This window comes from Arthrobacter sp. P4_F10, from assembly GCF_056401435.1.
Window position 1 is genome coordinate 24,660 of record NZ_JBFUJJ010000008.1, and the last position, 17,110, is coordinate 41,769.

Below are 17,110 nucleotides of genomic sequence, written 5' to 3' on the forward strand. Positions count from 1 at the left end.
GATATGCAGTCATCGCACCACGATTCGGGTTTTACGGTCCGGTTGGCTGACCCCGACGCCGGACGTACAGGCGCCGGCTCCGGCCCCACCGGCGCGCCTGTGGCCGGATCGCCCACCGCTGTCCGGGGAAAAAACTTCCGGCAGCGCCGCAGGAACCGGCACGGCCGGGGTCTTCGTGGCGAGCTCATGCTCCCCACGCTGCCCGGCTACCGGACCCGCTCCGACCGCTTCGATGACTTCGTCCTGGACTCGGCGCAGCGGCTGCACGATATCTGGGGCAAACCCCTCGACGGTGTCCGCTTCGCCGTCGACGAGATCCCTCCCGGCCTGGAGCAGCTCGTGGCGGACCGCACGCCCGCGCCGATGGGCGCCTTCACGGCCGCGACGGCCGAGGACGGACCGGTCATCACGCTGTACCGCCGGGTGGTGGAGCAGGCGTGCGGAACCCGGGACGAGCTCCAGGACCTGGTCCACGACGTCGTCGTGGAATACACGGCTGAGATGCTCGGCGTACCCCCGGAGTCCCTCGACCCGGTCTATCGCCGCCGGTACTAGTACCCCAGCGTGACAGGGACCTGTTGTTGTCCTGCCGCTTCCGGCGCCAGGGCCACCGCGGAAATGTCCTGCCGGCCATCCCGCCCCAGGACCAGCGCCCCGTAGGCTGGGTCCCCGGCGGCGGACACCACATAGCCCACGAGCGGCGAGCCGCCCACGTCCGTGGGGACCTTGATGGACACGGTGGTTCCGCCGGCAATGTCGGCGGTACCGGCGGTCCGGATTTTGCCGTCGGCCGTGATGGGTGTGTAGGTCACTGTCGCCCGGCCTTCGGGTGCACCGAAAACGAGCTGCCGGTCCCCGGTGCGGGGAACCGGAACGATGTGCTGGCTGCCCAGCCGGGCCGAGGCGGCGGAAAACGCAATGTCCGCGGCGTCCCCGGACTGCAGTCCCCGCGTGAGCCGGGCAGTGGCCGCGAACGAGACATCGGAACTTGCCGCGACGGTGTAGGTCCCGGCCGGGACCCCGGCCAGGGAAACTTCCGTGACTGCGCCGGCCTTCGCCGTGACCACGCCGCCGCCGGGCAGCGCCTTCTGGCCGTCGCGTCCATACAACTTGATCTCAACCACGGCATCGGCCGCCCCGGGCACGGTGATTTCCAGGGCCGGTCCCGCATCGGCGAAGCCGGGCTTTGCCGTGAGCGCGGCCAACGCCGCCGGATCCTGGATCTCGAGACCGGCGGCCACCTGGCTGACGGACGGGGCGGTGCCGGGGGTGATGAAGTCGACGCCGCCGGGCGTGAGGCCGCGGAGCACGCTTTGCTGGATGACGGCAGCCACCGGGCCGCCCGTGCTGCGGACCCGCACGCCGAGCCGTTCCTGTCCCGGCGCAAGCCCGGCCAGGACTATGGAGCGGGTGCTGCCAGGCGCCACGAGCAGGCCGCGGCTTCCGGGCGCCGGGATCAAGCCCTCGGAGCCAAAGAGGTCCAGGCTCACCGTCGCCGGTGTGCTGGAGGCATTGGTGAGGTTCAGGACTGCCGACCGGCCGAGGGCCGTGTTGGCGCCGACCAGCCAGAGATCGTTGCCGGGTTGTTGGCAGGCGGCGGCCGCGGAGCCTTGGAGGTCCCCGTCCTCTGCCGTGTAGCTCAGGACGGCGCCGGCTGCTGCCTGGCGGTTGTCCTGGGCATCGGCGCTGAGGACGCTGATGTTGTCCACCTCTCGCTGGGGCACGACGCCGGCGATCAGCACGGGCGTGCGGGCCGCAGCCGCGGAGGCGGTGGGCGCAGCCGCGGCGCCCTTGGCGATTTCGGCGAGGGGGGCACCCTTGAGCGGCGCCAGCCGGCTCCCGGGAATGACGCCCGCGCTTGAGCCGAGCACAGCGGCGCTGACGGAGGTCTTCGCGGTGCCGGATTCCGGACTGAACTGGGGGTCGGTGCCCACGGGGGTGCCCTCAAGCAGCCGGGCCGGGCCCGGGCAGACTCCGACGCTGCTGCCGGCCGGCACCGAGGCCACAGGGGCCTCGAGATGCCGGCTGGCGGGACTCTGGGGGGTCAGCGACGCCGCCGACACGAGGCCTCCGCCCGCGGCAACGAGGGCGACCGCGGAGAGGATACCGCCGATCATGCCGGCCCGCGGCACGCCCCTCTTCCGCAGCGCCGCACCGGCGCCGGACTCGCCAGCGGCCGGGGTTTCCGTCATGGAAGATGCGTCCGTCGGGGTTTCCGGCGCCGGACCGGCGTCGTTTTTGTTTTTGTTGTCGCCCTTAGACATGCTGATGTTCCTTACGCAGGGAGGCTTCGTCCCTGGACAGGCCGGCGTTGGACCGGCGGGCAGGCATGGGCACGGCCAGGAGGACGGTCAGCCCGATCATCACGGCCTGCGCAATTCCGATCAGGACGGCCCAGGGTGCTTCATAACGGATGCTCAACTGGCCGCCTTGGGCGGGCAGCGTGAATGCCTGGGCCCATCCCGACGTCGTTGAGGTCAGGCGGCGGCCGTCCAGCCAGGCGCTCCAGCCCGGATCGGCCCGGTCGGCAAGAACCACCAGGCGGCCCTCGGGGCCGGCCGGGATGGTGCCGGCGGCCGAGACTTCCTCCGCAGGCAGCAGGCCGACGGTCGTGCCGGTGCCGTCCACCACGCGGACCCGGTGTGCGACGTCGGAGGCCTTGCTACCGGGCCGGTCCAGGGGGCTGACCCGCCAGAGCCAGCCTGTACCGGTCTGGCCGACGGCGACAAGACCGGGGACGGCGTCCATGCGGCTGGCCGTCAGCTCGGACGCTGAATCGGCAACCCGGAGCACGACAAATCCGACGCCGAGCCGCTCGAGGTCTTCCCGCGGATCCACGCCTTCGCCGGCCACAATGGTGGCCACGACGTTCCGGAGCGAACCGGCGACGGCGTCGTCGTCGCGGACCGTCTCTTGGCCTGGCGCCCCCATGATGCCGCGGGCCGCGGCGATCGTGGACAGGGCGTCCAGAGTGGTGCCGGCGCCGCGCATAAGTGTTGCGTCGAAGCTTCCGTCCTCGTTGCTGGCAATCAGGAGCGTCCTGGACTGTTCCGGGCCCTCGCCGCGGTCAACCGCCGTGGCCGGCAGGGTGCGGGCCTGGGCCGGCTGGACGAGCCTCGGGGTCCCGAGACCGGAGGGTTCCCCGGCGGCTGGCTGTGCCAGTGACAGGGCCGGTGCCGTGGGCTGCAGCAGGTTTTGCGCGCTCCACAGGGTGAACCCGGCCAGGGGTGCGGCCAGCAGCAGCGTCAGGGCTGCCGCGGCCGTGCCGCGGATCAGGACCTTCCGTGCCAGCCCGGTCCCGGCGGTCCGGTCGGCGGCGTCCAGGAGTCCTTCTGCTGCGATAAGGGCGGACCCCAGGAGGGCGAAGGCGGCCGCCGATACGGCGGGGCCGGGGAACGGCGTGACCAGGACATCGGCGCTGGCGCCGGAGGCGACATGCCCGGCGAGCCAGCCGCCGGCCAGCATCAGGACTGCGACGGCCCACAGGCAGCGTGCCGTCCAGGTGCGGCCTGCCAGCACCATCCGGCGCGGCAGGAACAGCGCGGCGAGGGCCAGCAGCAGCACCGGCAGCCCGAACAGCAGGGCCAGCAGCAGTGCCCATGGCAGCCCGGTGGAGCCCGCGGCGGACGCGCCGAAGGCGCTGAGTCCGGTGAGTCCGGCGCCGGCGTCGAAGCTCAGCGGCTGGCCCAAGGCCTGCTGCCACAACGGGGCGGCGTCGAAACCGAGCGGCAGGCCCGGGTCGGCCAGGAGCGCCCGCGGCCGGTCCAGGACCGAAAAGGCGAACGGCAGGAACAGCGCCAGGCTGGGCAGGAGCGCCCACCACACCGTGCGGCCGCGGCGGCCCAGAAGCACGCCGCACAGGGCAACGACGCTCAGGCAGGGCACCAGCAGCGACGGCGCAGCGGCGGTGACCACGGCCATGGCGAGGCCCGCAGCGGCCGCGGCCGTCCAGGAGGGCGTGCCGTTGATGCCGGGGCGGGCGGCGGGCATGGGCGCGAGCCGGCCTTGGCCGGGCGCCGGGACGGCATGGACGCCGCGGCCTGCCGCCGTCCCGGTCGCCCGGAGCAGCGCCAGGACGAGCACCGGGATCATGACGTGCGCAATCAAGGCGCCCAGCCGGCCCTGGTTGAGGGAAACCTGGAGCGCCGGTGCCGCGGCCCAGACCAGGGCGGCCGCCAGGCGCAGTCTCCTGCGCGCCGTCAGGGCGCCGGCGGCGAACCAGGCGCCCAGCGCGGACAGCGGCATGGCAAGGATCAACAGCCAGCCGACGGCGCCGTTGGCGTCGCCGGCGCCGAGCACTCCCAGCACCCACAGGAGGTAGCCGAAGGGGTCGCCGTGGCCCGGAAGGCCCGCTCCGAGGCTGATCCACCAGGTGGAGGCATGGTTCCAGATTTCGGAGAGGCGCAGTGAAACAGGGATCAGCGCGCCGCCGGAAACTGCCGGGGCCCGGAACAGGCTGAGCAGTCCAGTCAGGGAAACCGCCAGGGTCAGGAGTGTGGCCAGCACGGCACCGTTGCCCACCCAACCGCGGTCCGGGGTGGCGATGGCGGCGAAGTCGTCGGCGTCCCCGGTAGGCTGCTCTGCCAGCGGATCGGTGCCCGTGGGTCCGTCGCCGTAGTCGTCGGCGCCAAGCGCCTCGATCAGGGAGCGCCGGTGCGCCCAGACCTCCCGGCGCGGGGTCTGCAGCCCTTTCATGACGGAGCGCCGGACCCGGCGGGTGCGCGCGGCGTTGCGCCGTCCGCGGATCACCGCGGCCGGGCGGCCCAGCGCGGCAAAGGTTGCCAGCAGCTGGGAGAACCCGTGCCCAGGGTCCTTGACTGCAATGCTCAGGACAAGTTTGAAGAGGCTCCCCAGAAGCGCGCCGGCGGCGTGCAGCGGGACTTTCCAGCCGGCCGCGTGTTTGAGCCGCAGATGGACCTGTGCCTTGCGTGCGGCGGTCGCGGTGCCCAGGGCGTGGGGACGGTGCGAAACATGGAACATCCTCGCGCTCGGGACCACCACCACGCGGTGCCCGGCGAGGCGGTTGCGCCAGCAGAAGTCGACGTCGTCGCCACTTCCGGGCAGTGCAGGATCGAAGCCCCGGAGCTCCTCCCAGACGTCGCGGCGGACCAGCATGCCGGCGGAATTGACGGCAAAGGTATCGCTGCGGCCGTCGTACTGGCCCTGGTCGAGCTCGTCGGCGTCGATCAGCGTCAGCCGCTCGGCCCAGCGGCTGGTGGAGAGGCCGACGTCGATCAGCCGCCGCTCGGCATGCCAGTCCAACTGCTTGCAGCCTGCCACCGTGACCGACGGCGCGCGCTCGACCGCGTGGAGGAGTTCGGCGAGGGCCTCAGGTGCCGGTGCGGCGTCGTCGTGCAGCAACCAGATCCACTCGGCGCCCGGCGCGCCGCCGGGTCCGTCCGCAGGCCACGGTGAGAGGTCCTTGAGCCCGGCCATGACGGCTCCGCCCATGCCGGACCTGGGCTGATCGAAGACGGTGACGTTGGCCTTGCCCAATTCCTGTTCGAGGAGGGCAGCGGAGTGGTCGCGGGAGCCGGTGTCGACACCGATCACGGCGTCGACGGGCCGCGTCTGGGCCGCCAGCGCCGCAAGGGTCCTGGGGAGAAAATCACCGCCGTCGTGGGAGACCACGACGGCGGTGACTCGTACTTCCTGAAGAATTAGACTGCTCGCTTCCTAAGCCGGCGCCGCTCGCGCTCGGAGAGGCCTCCCCAGATCCCGAAACGCTCGTCGTTGGACAAGGCGTATTCGAGGCACTGTGAACGCACGTTGCAGGCGCCGCAGACTTTCTTGGCGTCGCGGGTGGAGCCGCCCTTTTCAGGGAAGAAGGCTTCGGGATCCGTCTGGGCGCACAGGGCATCGGTCTGCCAGCCGAGCTCGCCCTCGTCGTCGAAATCCTGCCGGGACGGCAGTCCGATCCAGACGGGCTGCGCGGGGGAACCGGAACCGGGCGAATAGAGCTCCATCGGCGGGTCGAGGGGATCGGTGTCCTGATCCGGGCCGGCAAGGAGTTCGTCGTGCGCTGCGAGGAAGGCCGTGGCGGCCCCCTGCCGGGAATCCTGGGTGTGTTCGTTATAGCGGTCAACCGCGTCCGGATCGGCCGGATCTACGTACCAGTCACTCGGCACGCCGCGTGACCGGTATTTCGCCGTGGCCTGGCCGGCAACTACGGCATCTTCATGGATACGCTCTGCTAGCCCCATGGCGTCCCCCTCCTGATTTGCAGCCACTGCACGACCCCCTTTGGCACTCGGTTGAGTGCCGGTTTATGCGCAGCGGCTTAGATAACTAATTACACGCGTGTAAGTATCCGGGAGTCAAGCCACGGCGGAGATAATAATCAACTTGATACACAAAGTGCAGGCACGCCACGCCCGGAATTTTTTCGCCTCTTCCGCAAGAACCCGCGGAATAATCAGGGTACTGAGCACTTCTGCGGGTTTTCATTGAGTTTTCGGGAAATTTTTCCCGCCCCCGTGCGAAGGTCGCCGGACGCGGCCATCCCCGACGTGACGGACGTCACGGCGCCTGGGGTCGGATGGGCCGTGGCAAGATGAGGACATGAGCATTCCGGCAATCGAACTGATGACAGCGCTGCGATCGGGCCAGTCCACAGCGCCCCGGCTGACCTGGTACGGGCCCGATTCGGAGCGCGTTGAACTCTCCGGCCGCGTGCTGGACAACTGGGTGGCGAAGACTTCCAACCTGTTGCAGGACGAACTCGACGCCGAACCCGGCATGCGGCTGCGACTGGACCTGCCGGCGCACTGGAAGTCAGTGATCCTCGCCCTGGCGGCCTGGCAGCTCGGCATGGAAGTGGTCTTCGACGACGCGGAGGCGGAGCTGCTGGCCACCGCGGACCCGGGCCCGCGCGCTGCAGCGGGCGGGTTCGACGCCGTCCTGGCGGTGTCCTTGCCGGCGCTGGCGATGCGCTGGACGGGCGAGTTGCCCACCGGCGTCCTCGATTACGCCGCCGAGGTGCGCTCCCACGGCGACATCTTCATGCCCCATGTGGATCCGGAAGCAGAGCGCCTCGCGGTCCGCACCTCGGACGGCACAGTCCACGCGCACGCTGCACTCCTGGACGATTTTGCCGCGGCCCGTGACACGGGCCTGCGGCTGCTCGTTCCGGCGGCCGACGGCCTCGAGACGGTTCTTGCGCAGTCACTGGGAACCTGGAAGGCCGACGGTTCCGTGGTCCTGGTGCACCCCGAGGTCGAGGTGACGGGCAAGCTGCGGGCCGCCGAGCGCATCAGCGGGAACTGAACCTCAGCCACTGTTCCTCAGGCTTTCCCTCAGGCAGGCGGGCCGGGCAGCTCCGGATCCTTGACGGCTTCCCGGACGGCCGTCCTGGAAACGCTGGCACCGGGCTGCGTCTCCTGCGGCGCGTGCGGGTGCCGTTCGATGATCTCGTGGTCGTGCGAGAACTCCGGCTCTTCGTCGAGTTCCTGGTTGAACACGAGGAAGCGGTAGGCAAAGAACCGGACCACGGTCGCGACAAGGATGCCGACCACGCCGGCCAGGAAGAGCATGTTCTTGTCGGTGACACCCATGCCGTACTTCGCGATGGCGGTGAGGCCGGTGGAGATGCCGATGCCGATCCCGTTGATGATGACGAACATCACGAACTCGCGCAGCACGTTGGCCTGCCGGCGGTGCCGGAACGTCCAGAAACGGTTCGCAATCCACGAGAACACGGTGGCCACGCTGGCCCCGAAGAAGCGGGCCTTGGCCTCGCTGTCGGTCATGGGACCGTGCATCAGGTAATACGTCAGTCCGTTGTCAATGACGAACGCGATGCCGCCGACGGCGCCGAACTTGGCCACTTCGCGCCAGAACAGCGAGACCAGCCCGCGCATGCGCTCGTTAAGTGTAGTAATCATGACCCTCCGTGGCCTTTTGGAACTGTCGGCCATTGGGCCAAACGCCCATTTTACCGCCGTTTCCCGGGAGTCCGCCCTCAGTGGCCGTTCAGAAGGCGACCTGCGGACCCGACGCCGGGCGGCGCCGTAGCGGGCACGGAAGGCTCCCTTCGGCACCCTTCCCGCGCTTGCCAATCCCCAAAAGCCGGGTTCCCGTGAGGTTTTCGGTAGGCTGGGACTTGTGACTTTTCCTGTAATCGGTGTTGTTGGCGGCGGCCAGCTTGCCCGAATGATGGCCCCCGCCGCGACCGCCCTGGGCTTTGAACTCCGTGTTCTCGCCGAAGGCGAGGACGTCTCTGCCGTCTCTGCCGTGGCTAACGCCCCGGTTGGCGACTACACGGACCTGGAGCATCTGCTCGAGTTCTCCCGCGGCCTGGATGTTCTGACCTTCGACCACGAACACGTCCCCACGGCGCACTTGCGGTCCCTGATCGGCGCCGGCGTGAACGTCCATCCCGGCCCGGATGCCCTGGTCAACGCCCAGGACAAGCTCGTGATGCGGGCCGCGATCGACCGGCTCGAGCTGCCCAACCCCATGTGGGCCAGCGTCGCCGATGTCGCGGACCTCGTCGCCTTCGGCGAGCAGACCGGCTGGCCGGTGGTGTTGAAGATGCCCCGCGGCGGTTACGACGGCAAGGGCGTGCGCATCGTGTCCTCGGCCGAGGACGCAGCCGGCTCCGCCGACTGGTTCGAGGCCATGTCCCCCCTCCTGGCCGAAGCCAAGGTGGACTTCAGCCGCGAGCTCTCGGCCATGGTCGCAAGGACGCCGGACGGTGAAACCCGGGCCTGGCCGGTAGTGCACACCATCCAGGTCGACGGGGTGTGCGATGAAGTGATTGCCCCGGCCCTGGACATCCCCCTCGATGTTGCCGCGGCCGCTGAGAACGCCGCGGTCCGGATCGCCAGCGAGCTCGGCGTGACCGGTGTCATGGCCGTCGAACTCTTCGAGACGCCGGGCGTGGGCGCGGGCTTCCTGATCAACGAACTCGCCATGCGCCCGCACAACACCGGGCACTGGACCCAGGACGGCTCGGTGACAAGCCAGTTCGAGCAGCACCTGCGGGCCATCCTGAACCTGCCGCTGGGCGCCACAGACCTGCTCGGGCCCGTCGTGGTGATGAAGAACTTCCTCGGCGGCGCCAACCAGGACCTCTTTTCCGCCTACCCCGCGGCCCTCGCGAGCGAGCCGGCCGCGAAGGTGCACTGCTACGGCAAGGCCGTCCGGCCCGGCCGGAAGATCGGCCACGTCAACCTGGTCGGGACCTCAGCCGCCGACGTCGACTCCGTGCGGCAGCGGGCAACCACCGTGGCCGACATCATCCGAAACGGCCGGGCACATGCCGGCACAACGCCGGCAACCTCCGAGGAGACCGCATGAGCGCCGCACCCAGCCCCGAAGCCAACACCGCAGGAACCCCACTGGCCGGCACCCGCGCGGACACCCCGATCGTGGGCCTCGTCATGGGCTCGGATTCGGACTGGCCGGTCATGGAAGCCGCCGCCGAAGCCCTCGCAGAGTTCGGGATCCCGTTCGAGGCCGACGTCGTCTCGGCCCACCGGATGCCCACGGAGATGATCCGCTACGGCCAGAGCGCCCACGAGCGCGGCCTTCGCCTCATCATCGCCGGTGCCGGCGGGGCAGCGCATCTTCCCGGCATGCTCGCCTCAGTCACCCCGCTGCCCGTGATCGGCGTCCCCGTACCCTTGAAGACCCTGGACGGCATGGATTCCCTGTTGTCGATCGTGCAGATGCCGGCCGGTGTTCCGGTCGCCACCGTCTCGATCGGCGGGGCTCGCAACGCCGGACTCCTGGCTGTGCGCATTCTGGCCTCGGGCACGGACGAACTCGCCGTCCAGCTCCGGGCGGACCTTCTGGACTTCGCCCAGGAACTGAACGACGTCGCAACCCGGAAGGGCGCGAGCCTGCGGCACAAGGTCAGCGAAGTGTTCGCCGACGGCAACGTCGCCATGCGGGGCAGCCGTTAGGATTCCCGGCATGAGCAACAGCTACGCCCCCACGCACCGCACTGAGAGCCCTGGGCAGTCCGGGCGGGTGCTGCGCGACCCGGTCCGGCACCCCTCAGGAGCCCCGGCCCCGGTGCTGACCAAACGGGCGTTCGTCCTGATCCTCATGACGCTCCTGGTCCCCGGCAGCGCCCAGATCGTCGCGGGCAAGCGCCGGCTCGGGCGGGCTGCGCTGCGCGTGACCTTCACGGTCTGGGCGCTGGCCTTGATTGCCGTGCTGCTCCTGCTCGTGTCCCGCTCCACGCTGATCAATATCCTCGCCGGCCAGGTGCCCTCGCTCTTGCTGGTGCTCGGCCTCGGGCTGCTGGCCATCGGCTGGGGCGCCTTGTTCCTGAACACCTTGCGGCTGATCCGGCCCGGGCTGCTCGCCCCCAAGATCTGCCCCGCGGTGGTGCTGGCGCTGGTGCTGGCCATGATCCTCAGCAGCGGGTCCCTGGGCTATGCGGCCTACCTGCTCAACGTCAGCCGCGACGCCATCGGCAGCATCTTCTCCGGTTCCGGTCCCACCCTTGAACCTTCCGAGGGCCGCTACAACTTCCTGATGATGGGCGGCGACGCCGGAGCGGACCGCACGGGCCGCCGGCCGGACAGCCTCTCAGTGATCAGCGTCGATGCCAAGACCGGCAACACGGCGATCATCTCGGTGCCCCGCAACCTCCAGAACGCCCAGTTCAGCGTGGACTCCCCGATGCGCCAGGTGTATCCGGAGGGCTACAACTGCGGCGACGAGTGCCTGATCAACGCGATCAACACCGAGGTCACCAACGAACATCAGGACCTCTATCCCGGGGTGGCTGACCCCGGTGCGCAGGCCACTCTCGAAGCGGTGTCCGGAACGCTGGGCATCAAGGTCCAGGCCTACGTGCTGGTGGACATGGACGGTTTTTCCAAGCTGATCGACGCCATGGGCGGCATCCGGATCAAGGCCGGCGGCTGGGTCCCCATCAGCGGACCGATGGTGGATGAGGCCAACGGCATCCACGGCATGCCGGACGGCTGGATTCCGGCAGGCGACCAAACGCTCGACGGCTTCCACGCCCTCTGGTACGGCCGTTCCCGGGAATTCGTGGACGACTACGCCCGCATCCAGCGCCAGCAGTGCGTGCAGCAGGCGATGCTGAAGCAGCTCGACCCCGCAAAGCTGCTGGCCAAGTTTGAGGATATCGCCAAGGCTGGCACCAAGGTGGTCGAATCGAACGTCTCCTCCGGCCAGCTCGGCAGCTTCGTGGACCTGGCCATTAGGGCCAAGGGCCAGGATGTCAGCCGCCTGACCATCGGTCCGCCCGACTTCGACGCTGCTTTCTCCACGTCCCCGGACTTCGACATCATCCACGAGCGGGTGGACAAACTGCTGGCCAGCCCGTCGGCCGGCGCAGCTGATAACACCGTCGTTGACGATACCGTCCTGCAGCCCGGAACGGCGGCGGGGCCGCTCTCTGCCGCCGGTGCCGCGCCGGCCACCGAGCCCCCGCCCTCGCCGTCGGACTTCACGCCGGTGACCACCACGCCGGACGGCGAGCCGATCACCGAAGAGATGCTCAACCAGTTCAAGCGCAATGGCGACGAACAGTCCATCCGCGACCTCGTCGCCACCAACGGCCAGTGCGCGCCGCTCTAACACCGGCCCGCACGCCGGGCACCGCCCGCTGCCCGCGGCGCGGGTGCCCGGGTCAGAGTGACCGCAGCAGTTTGAGCACAGCACAGTGACCACAGAACATTGAGCACAGCACAGTGACCACATTCATTGACGAGACATTTCATTGACGAGACAGGGACCAGGCCATGTACGAACTTGAGAACGTCCTCCGGCCCTATGCCTGGGGCTCCCCGACAGCCATCGCCCAACTGCTGGGCAGGCCCGCTTCCGGCGGTCCCGAAGCGGAACTCTGGGTCGGCGCCCATCCGGACTCCCCCTCCGTCGCGCTGACGCCGGCGGCCGGTGGTGCCGGACGGCACGCGCCCGAAACGCACGACGACGGGCGGCTCGCGCTGGACACCCTGATCGCCGAGGACCCGGAACACAGCCTGGGAAGCGCGAGCGTGGCCGCATTCGGTCCGCGCCTGCCGTTCCTGCTCAAAGTCCTCGCGGCCGAGGCGCCGCTGTCCCTGCAGGTGCACCCGACGCTCGCCCAGGCCCGGGAGGGCTTCGCACGTGAGGAGGCGGCCGGCGTCGACCCTGCCGCCCCGGAACGCAACTACAAGGACGCCTTCCACAAACCCGAAATGATCTTCGCGCTGACACCGTTCGAGGCGCTCTGCGGTTTCCGGCCGGCCGCGGAATCTCGCGCGGTCTTCCTGCACGTGGCGGCGTGCTTCGATCTCGCCGGGCTGGAACTGCCGCCGCTTGTTCCGATGCTGCTCGCAGACCTGGCGCAGCCGGACGAGCCCGCGGCCCTCCGCTCGGCCTTCGAGCGGCTCATCGCCGGCGGCGAAGACGTCTCGCAGGCCACGGCGATGATCGTGGCCGCCCTCGTCTCCGGTGCGCCCATGGGATCGCACGTGGCGGAGCTGACCACGGTGGTTAACCTCAACCATGACTACCCCGGAGACCCGGGCGTCCTGATTTCGCTGCTGCTGAACCGGATCTCGCTGGCGCCGGGTGAGGCTGTCTACCTGCCGGCCGGAAACGTCCATGCCTACCTGCGCGGCCTCGGGATCGAGGTCATGGCGTCCTCGGACAACGTGCTCCGCGGCGGGCTCACGCCGAAATTCGTGGACGTGCCGGAACTGCTCCGAACGGTCGCGTTCGAAGCCGTCGCCGTGCCCATGCTGCCCGCCGAGACCACAATGCTGGGCCAGGAACTCTACCGCCCGCCGTTCCGGGAATTCCAGCTGCAGCGCATTGAACTGGCGCCCGGAGCGGAGCCCGTCCCGCTGGCGCAGTCCGGTGCCGCCGTCGTCATTGTCACCGCCGGCTCCGTCCGCCTCGACTCCCCGAAGGGTGAGCTGCGGCTGGAACGGGGCGCCAGCGCCTTCTTGCCCGCCGCCGAGGCCCCGGTCAACGTCCACGCCGTCTCCGGCGCCACCGGCCCCGCCCTGGCATTTGCCGTCACCACCGCATTGGAAGCCTGACACCATGGATTATTTCCTGCAAAGCCCGCAGTGGGCACAGTTCCAGCGCGCGCTGGGGCGCACGGTCCACGAACAGTCCGGCTCCGGGTGGCGCTTCCTCGCGGTTGAGGAATCCAATCCGGCCGGCAAACTGCTGTACTCCCCCTATGGCCCGGTGGCCGAGTCGCTGGCGGCGTTCGATGCCGCACTGGCGGCCCTGACGGACCTCGCCCGGGCCAGCGGGGCCGTGTTTGTCCGGATTGAGCCGGTCACCGCAGGCTTCACTGCCGCCGAAGCCGACGCCGTCCTCCGCAGCCGCGGCCTGCAGCCGGCCCCGGTCAGCCAGCAGCCCGAGCTCAGCTGGATTGTGGACCTCGACCGGGATTTCAAGGACGTCCTGGCGGATATGAAGCCCGCGAACCGGAACCTGTTCCGCAACATCCACAAGAAGGGCGTGACATTCCGCTCCAGCCAGGATCCGGCAGAGATCGCCGTTCTCCTGGAGTTCTTGCACATGACGGCCGCCCGCAACGGGTTCAAGCCGCAAAGTGACGAGTACCTGACCCAGGTGGCCCGCTCGCTGATGCCGGCCGGTGCCGCGACGCTGTTCATCGCAGAGCTCGACGGCCACCCCATTGCTGCAGCCCTGGCCTACGACTCGGCCGACACCCGGACCTACGCCCATGCCGCCCTTGATGACACCCACCGCAAGCTCAGCGCGGGCATCCCCCTGCTCGTCACCCTGATCGAGGACGCCCAGGCGAAGGGCCTCAAGCACGTGGACCTCTGGGGCGTGGCGCCCGCGGATGAGCCCGAGCACAAATGGGCCGGGTTCACGGCGTTCAAGAAGTCGTTCGGCGGCCGCGGGATCGCGTATCCCGGAACATGGGACCTGCCGGTCCGGAAGGTGCGCTACGGCAGCTACCAGCTGGCCCGCAAGGGCGCCCAGCTCGCAAAGAGGCTGCGCGCCCGGTCCCGGGCCCTGGCAAACCGCTAAGGACGCTGCCGGTACAGCGTCCCGGTGGCGGCGTTGGCCGGCGGCGCTAGCTGGCGGCAGTAATCGCGTGCCGCTGGGCGTCGTACGCGCTGGCCACCATCTGCTCCACGGAGTGCCGCATCTTCCAGTCGAGATCGCGGGCAGCCAGCGTGCCGTCGGCCACGATCCGGTCCGGATCCCCCGCCCGGCGCGGGCCGATTTCCGGTTCGAAGTCGATTCCCGTGACGTGCGCCATCGCCGTCATGATCTGGCGTACGGACAGTCCGTCCCCGGATCCGAGGTTGTACACACGCTCCAGCGACTTGCCCGCCGCGAGGGCCTGGGCGGCGGCCACATGCGAGGTGGCGAGATCGGCCACGTGCACGTAGTCGCGCACGCAGGTTCCGTCCGGCGTGTTGTAGTCGATGCCGTTGATGCGCGGCGTCTGGCCCGCGGTGAGAGCCCGCAGCACGATCGGGAAAAGGTTGTGGGGGCTGGTGTCGTAGAGCTCGGGCGAGCCGGAGCCGACCACGTTGAAGTACCGCAGCGAGGTGTGGTTCAGGCCCCGCGCCCTGCCCTGGTCCCGGATCAGCCATTCGCCGATGAGTTTGCTCTCGCCGTAGGGCGATTCCGGGTTGGTGGGCGTGTCCTCAGTGACGACGTCGCCGGTGGGCGTGCCATAGGTGGCCGCGGAAGAGGAGAAGACCAGTTTGTCCACGCCGGTGAGTTCCATGGCCTTGAGCAGCTGCGCGGTGCCTGTGACGTTCTGTTCGTACGTCAGCAGCGGCTCCTGGACCGAAACCCCGGCGTACTTGAAACCGGCGAGGTGGATCACGCCGGTCACCGCATGGTGCCGCAGCGTGTGGGCCACGAGGTCGGCGTCGAGGATGCTGCCGTGGATAAACGGCACGTCGGCCGGCACAAACTCGCGGTGCCCGCTGGAGAGGGAATCAATCACCACCGGCTGGATCCGGGCCCCGCGCAAGGCGGAAACCACATGAGAACCGATATATCCTGCACCGCCAGTTACGAGCCACGTCATGGCTCCACCCTATCTAATCCGGTGCCTCTGGCGCCGCACCGCGGCATCAGAACCGCGATTAAGACGGCGAATCCCGGGTCGCGGAGGCGGCCCGGGATTCGCTGTATTCAGTGGTGCAGTTCAGTGCTGCCGTTCAGGTGCTAGCTCTTGCGGGCGTAGCCTTCCCACTTGCTGGCCTGGTGCTCGCCGTCGACAAAGCGGATGGTGCCGGACTTGGAGCGCATCACGATGGACTGGGTAAGGACCTTGTCCTTGGAGTAGCGGACGCCCTTGAGGAGGTCGCCGTCGGTGATGCCGGTGGCCGCGAAGTAGCAGTTGTCGCTGGAGACGAGGTCGTTGGTCGAGAGCACGCGCTCGAGATCGTGCCCGGCGTCGATCGCCTTCTGCTTCTCGTCGTCGCTCGTGGGCCACAGGCGGCCCTGGATGACGCCGCCGAGGGACTTGATGGCGCAGGCCGCGACGATGCCTTCCGGGGTTCCGCCGATGCCCATGAGGGCGTCGACGCCGGTGCCGGCACGCGCAGCGGCGATGGCCCCCGCGACGTCGCCGTCCATGATGAACTTCGTGCGGGCGCCGGCTTCGCGGATTTCCTCCACGAGGGGGCGGTGCCGGTCGCGGTCCAGGATCATGACGTTGAGCTGGTTGACCTTGACGCCCTTGGCCTTGGCGATCAGGTGCAGGTTCTGCTTGACCGGCAGGCGCAGGTCAACCATGTCGGCCGCTTCCGGGCCGGTGACGAGCTTTTCCATGTAGAACACGGCGGAGGGGTCGAACATGGAGCCGCGTTCGGCCACGGCCAGGACCGCCAGTGCATTGTTGATGCCGAGGGCGGTCAGCCGGGTTCCGTCGATGGGGTCGACGGCGACGTCGCACTCGGGACCGGTGCCGTCACCGACGTGCTCGCCGTTGAACAGCATCGGGGCTTCGTCCTTCTCGCCCTCACCGATGACCACGACGCCGTTGAAGTGCACGGTCTGCAGGAAGGAGCGCATGGCGTCCACGGCGGCGCCGTCGGCCTTGTTCTTGTCGCCGAAGCCCACCCAGTGACCACCGGCGATCGCCGCGGCCTCGGTGACGCGGACGAGTTCGAGTGCGAGGTTGCGGTCAGGCTCGTCGATCCCGACGGCAAGCGAGGGGGAAAGCGTGGAGTACTTCTGGGACATGGGCGCTGGTGTCACGTGAACCTCTTCTTCGAGTGGCGGTCGTTGAACCCGTACGGCCAGGATCGATCCGTCGCGGTGATTCGTCTGATACTGATCATAGTCGGGGCGGGCGCGCAAGGTCATGGGATGACAGGCGCGTGACGCACTTCACCTCCGGGCGGCCGCTGCGCCGCGAATGTGAGATCGGCCCGGACATGCGCGACTATAGAGGGGTGAGCGAATTGCAGGACACGTCCCCCGCCGCCCCCGGTTCTCCGGCTGGCAGCTCCCCCGCGACAGGCCCGGACACTTCCGGACAGCCACCGGTGAAGCCCGTCATCGCCGCCGCGGCGGCCAAACGCGCCAACGCCTCCGTCATGGGCATGATCATCGCCCTGGTGGTGAGCATCGCCGCGTTCCTGCCGATCGTCCTCATGAACCCCTCCCCCAAGGCCGACGGCTACCGGCCCAACATCAACGTCAGTGCCATCGCACAGAACGCCGCGGGTGTGGCGGGGTTCACACCTGTGGCGGCCGATACCGGCGACACATTTCGCGCCAACTACGCCCGCTGGCAGTCCGGCGCCGGCAGCGGCGTCCCCGCCTGGGAAGTCGGGTATCTGACGCCCAAGGAATCCTTCATCGCCCTGGTGCAGGCCCGCGAGGCCAACCCCACGTGGCTGCTGCAGCAGACCAACAACGCGCCGGTAACCGGCACCCGTAACGCGGGCAGCCGGGACTGGGAACTGCGTGACACCGGCAAGGGCGAGAAATCCATGGTGCTGACCGAACGCGGCACCACCGTGATCCTGTCCGGATCCGCGACGCTGGAGGAGTTCTCCACCCTGGCCGACGCAGTGGTGAAGTCGCTTGAAAGCAATCCTCCCGCCGGGGCACGGTCCAGCACGCCGGGCGCAACAGTTTCCCCTTCGGCCACCCCTTCACCGTAAAG

Annotated in this window: 14 protein-coding genes; 8 read left to right on the forward strand and 6 right to left on the reverse strand. The window is 69.1% G+C overall.

Annotated elements, in window-relative coordinates; genetic code table 11:
- Window positions 1–3 precede the first annotated feature (3 nt).
- The gene (locus AC1DR1_RS10865) at window positions 4–555 is read left to right on the forward strand and encodes a metallopeptidase family protein (RefSeq protein ID WP_229995161.1); all 552 of its coding nucleotides are present in this window, start codon (window positions 4–6) and stop codon (window positions 553–555) included.
- Here AC1DR1_RS10865 and AC1DR1_RS10870 read toward each other — a convergent pair.
- Genes AC1DR1_RS10870 through AC1DR1_RS10880 form a run of 3 tightly spaced genes read right to left on the reverse strand, consistent with a single transcriptional unit; the run spans window position 552 to window position 6,203 of the window.
- Window positions 552–2,264, reverse strand: coding sequence for a DUF5719 family protein (locus AC1DR1_RS10870; RefSeq protein ID WP_229995162.1), 1,713 nt, complete (start codon window positions 2,262–2,264; stop codon window positions 552–554). The two genes, AC1DR1_RS10865 and AC1DR1_RS10870, sit on opposite strands and share 4 nt — an antisense overlap.
- A complete protein-coding gene (locus AC1DR1_RS10875; RefSeq protein ID WP_229995163.1) occupies window positions 2,257–5,631 on the reverse strand; it encodes a glycosyltransferase family 2 protein in 3,375 nt (1,124 codons plus the stop codon). The genes AC1DR1_RS10870 and AC1DR1_RS10875 overlap by 8 nt, the downstream gene beginning before the upstream one ends.
- 29 nt (window positions 5,632–5,660) lie before the next feature.
- Entirely contained in the window at window positions 5,661–6,203 is a 543-nt protein-coding gene (locus AC1DR1_RS10880) for a WhiB family transcriptional regulator (RefSeq protein WP_229995170.1), read from the reverse strand.
- Window positions 6,204–6,561: 358 nt separating this feature from the next.
- Here AC1DR1_RS10880 and AC1DR1_RS10885 point away from each other — a divergent pair, with 358 nt between their 5' ends.
- Window positions 6,562–7,266: a TIGR03089 family protein gene (locus tag AC1DR1_RS10885; protein ID WP_229995164.1), complete on the forward strand. Its 705-nt coding sequence runs from the start codon at window positions 6,562–6,564 to the stop codon at window positions 7,264–7,266.
- Window positions 7,267–7,295: 29 nt separating this feature from the next.
- Here AC1DR1_RS10885 and AC1DR1_RS10890 read toward each other — a convergent pair whose 3' ends face one another.
- Window positions 7,296–7,883: a GtrA family protein gene (locus AC1DR1_RS10890; protein ID WP_229995165.1), complete on the reverse strand. Its 588-nt coding sequence runs from the start codon at window positions 7,881–7,883 to the stop codon at window positions 7,296–7,298.
- 268 nt (window positions 7,884–8,151) lie between these two features.
- Between AC1DR1_RS10890 and AC1DR1_RS10895 the strand changes: the two genes are divergently transcribed.
- The 5 genes from AC1DR1_RS10895 (at window position 8,152) to AC1DR1_RS10915 (ending at window position 13,995) form a co-directional block, all read left to right on the forward strand.
- Complete coding sequence (locus tag AC1DR1_RS10895) at window positions 8,152–9,300, forward strand: 5-(carboxyamino)imidazole ribonucleotide synthase (protein ID WP_229995171.1); 1,149 nt, start codon at window positions 8,152–8,154, stop codon at window positions 9,298–9,300.
- Window positions 9,297–9,908 (forward strand): 5-(carboxyamino)imidazole ribonucleotide mutase, encoded by a 612-nt coding sequence (gene purE / locus AC1DR1_RS10900; protein ID WP_414645525.1) that lies wholly within the window; start codon window positions 9,297–9,299, stop codon window positions 9,906–9,908. The genes AC1DR1_RS10895 and purE overlap by 4 nt, the downstream gene beginning before the upstream one ends.
- 10 nt (window positions 9,909–9,918) lie before the next feature.
- Complete coding sequence (locus tag AC1DR1_RS10905; protein WP_476992571.1) at window positions 9,919–11,565, forward strand: LCP family protein; 1,647 nt, start codon at window positions 9,919–9,921, stop codon at window positions 11,563–11,565.
- Between the two features lie 164 nt (window positions 11,566–11,729).
- Entirely contained in the window at window positions 11,730–13,019 is a 1,290-nt protein-coding gene (gene manA / locus AC1DR1_RS10910; protein ID WP_229995167.1) for a mannose-6-phosphate isomerase, class I, read from the forward strand.
- Between the two features lie 4 nt (window positions 13,020–13,023).
- The gene (locus tag AC1DR1_RS10915) at window positions 13,024–13,995 is read left to right on the forward strand and encodes a lipid II:glycine glycyltransferase FemX (protein ID WP_229995168.1); all 972 of its coding nucleotides are present in this window, start codon (window positions 13,024–13,026) and stop codon (window positions 13,993–13,995) included.
- Window positions 13,996–14,041: 46 nt separating this feature from the next.
- On the opposite strand, the gene galE is transcribed toward AC1DR1_RS10915, so the two are convergent.
- Both galE and glpX read right to left on the reverse strand, forming a co-directional pair.
- Window positions 14,042–15,016 (reverse strand): UDP-glucose 4-epimerase GalE, encoded by a 975-nt coding sequence (gene galE / locus AC1DR1_RS10920; protein ID WP_229995169.1) that lies wholly within the window; start codon window positions 15,014–15,016, stop codon window positions 14,042–14,044.
- A 140-nt stretch (window positions 15,017–15,156) separates the two neighbouring features.
- Window positions 15,157–16,179, reverse strand: coding sequence for a class II fructose-bisphosphatase (gene glpX, locus AC1DR1_RS10925; protein ID WP_175460428.1), 1,023 nt, complete (start codon window positions 16,177–16,179; stop codon window positions 15,157–15,159).
- A gap of 212 nt (window positions 16,180–16,391) precedes the next feature.
- On the opposite strand from glpX, the gene AC1DR1_RS10930 reads away from it, so the two are divergent.
- The gene (locus AC1DR1_RS10930; RefSeq protein ID WP_476992572.1) at window positions 16,392–17,108 is read left to right on the forward strand and encodes a DUF4245 domain-containing protein; all 717 of its coding nucleotides are present in this window, start codon (window positions 16,392–16,394) and stop codon (window positions 17,106–17,108) included.
- The last annotated feature ends 2 nt before the right edge of the window (window positions 17,109–17,110 follow it).

Coding starts and splice junctions, on each gene's coding strand:
- AC1DR1_RS10915 (WP_229995168.1), top strand. CDS start 13,024: ATGGATTATTTCCTGCAAAGCCCGCAGTGGGCACAGTTCCAGCGCGCG.
- purE (WP_414645525.1), top strand. CDS start 9,297: ATGAGCGCCGCACCCAGCCCCGAAGCCAACACCGCAGGAACCCCACTG.
- AC1DR1_RS10895 (WP_229995171.1), top strand. CDS start 8,152: ATGATGGCCCCCGCCGCGACCGCCCTGGGCTTTGAACTCCGTGTTCTC.
- AC1DR1_RS10870 (WP_229995162.1), bottom strand. CDS start 2,264: ATGTCTAAGGGCGACAACAAAAACAAAAACGACGCCGGTCCGGCGCCG.
- AC1DR1_RS10885 (WP_229995164.1), top strand. CDS start 6,562: ATGAGCATTCCGGCAATCGAACTGATGACAGCGCTGCGATCGGGCCAG.
- AC1DR1_RS10890 (WP_229995165.1), bottom strand. CDS start 7,883: ATGATTACTACACTTAACGAGCGCATGCGCGGGCTGGTCTCGCTGTTC.
- AC1DR1_RS10880 (WP_229995170.1), bottom strand. CDS start 6,203: ATGGGGCTAGCAGAGCGTATCCATGAAGATGCCGTAGTTGCCGGCCAG.
- AC1DR1_RS10865 (WP_229995161.1), top strand. CDS start 4: ATGCAGTCATCGCACCACGATTCGGGTTTTACGGTCCGGTTGGCTGAC.
- glpX (WP_175460428.1), bottom strand. CDS start 16,179: ATGTCCCAGAAGTACTCCACGCTTTCCCCCTCGCTTGCCGTCGGGATC.
- AC1DR1_RS10905 (WP_476992571.1), top strand. CDS start 9,919: ATGAGCAACAGCTACGCCCCCACGCACCGCACTGAGAGCCCTGGGCAG.
- manA (WP_229995167.1), top strand. CDS start 11,730: ATGTACGAACTTGAGAACGTCCTCCGGCCCTATGCCTGGGGCTCCCCG.
- galE (WP_229995169.1), bottom strand. CDS start 15,016: ATGACGTGGCTCGTAACTGGCGGTGCAGGATATATCGGTTCTCATGTG.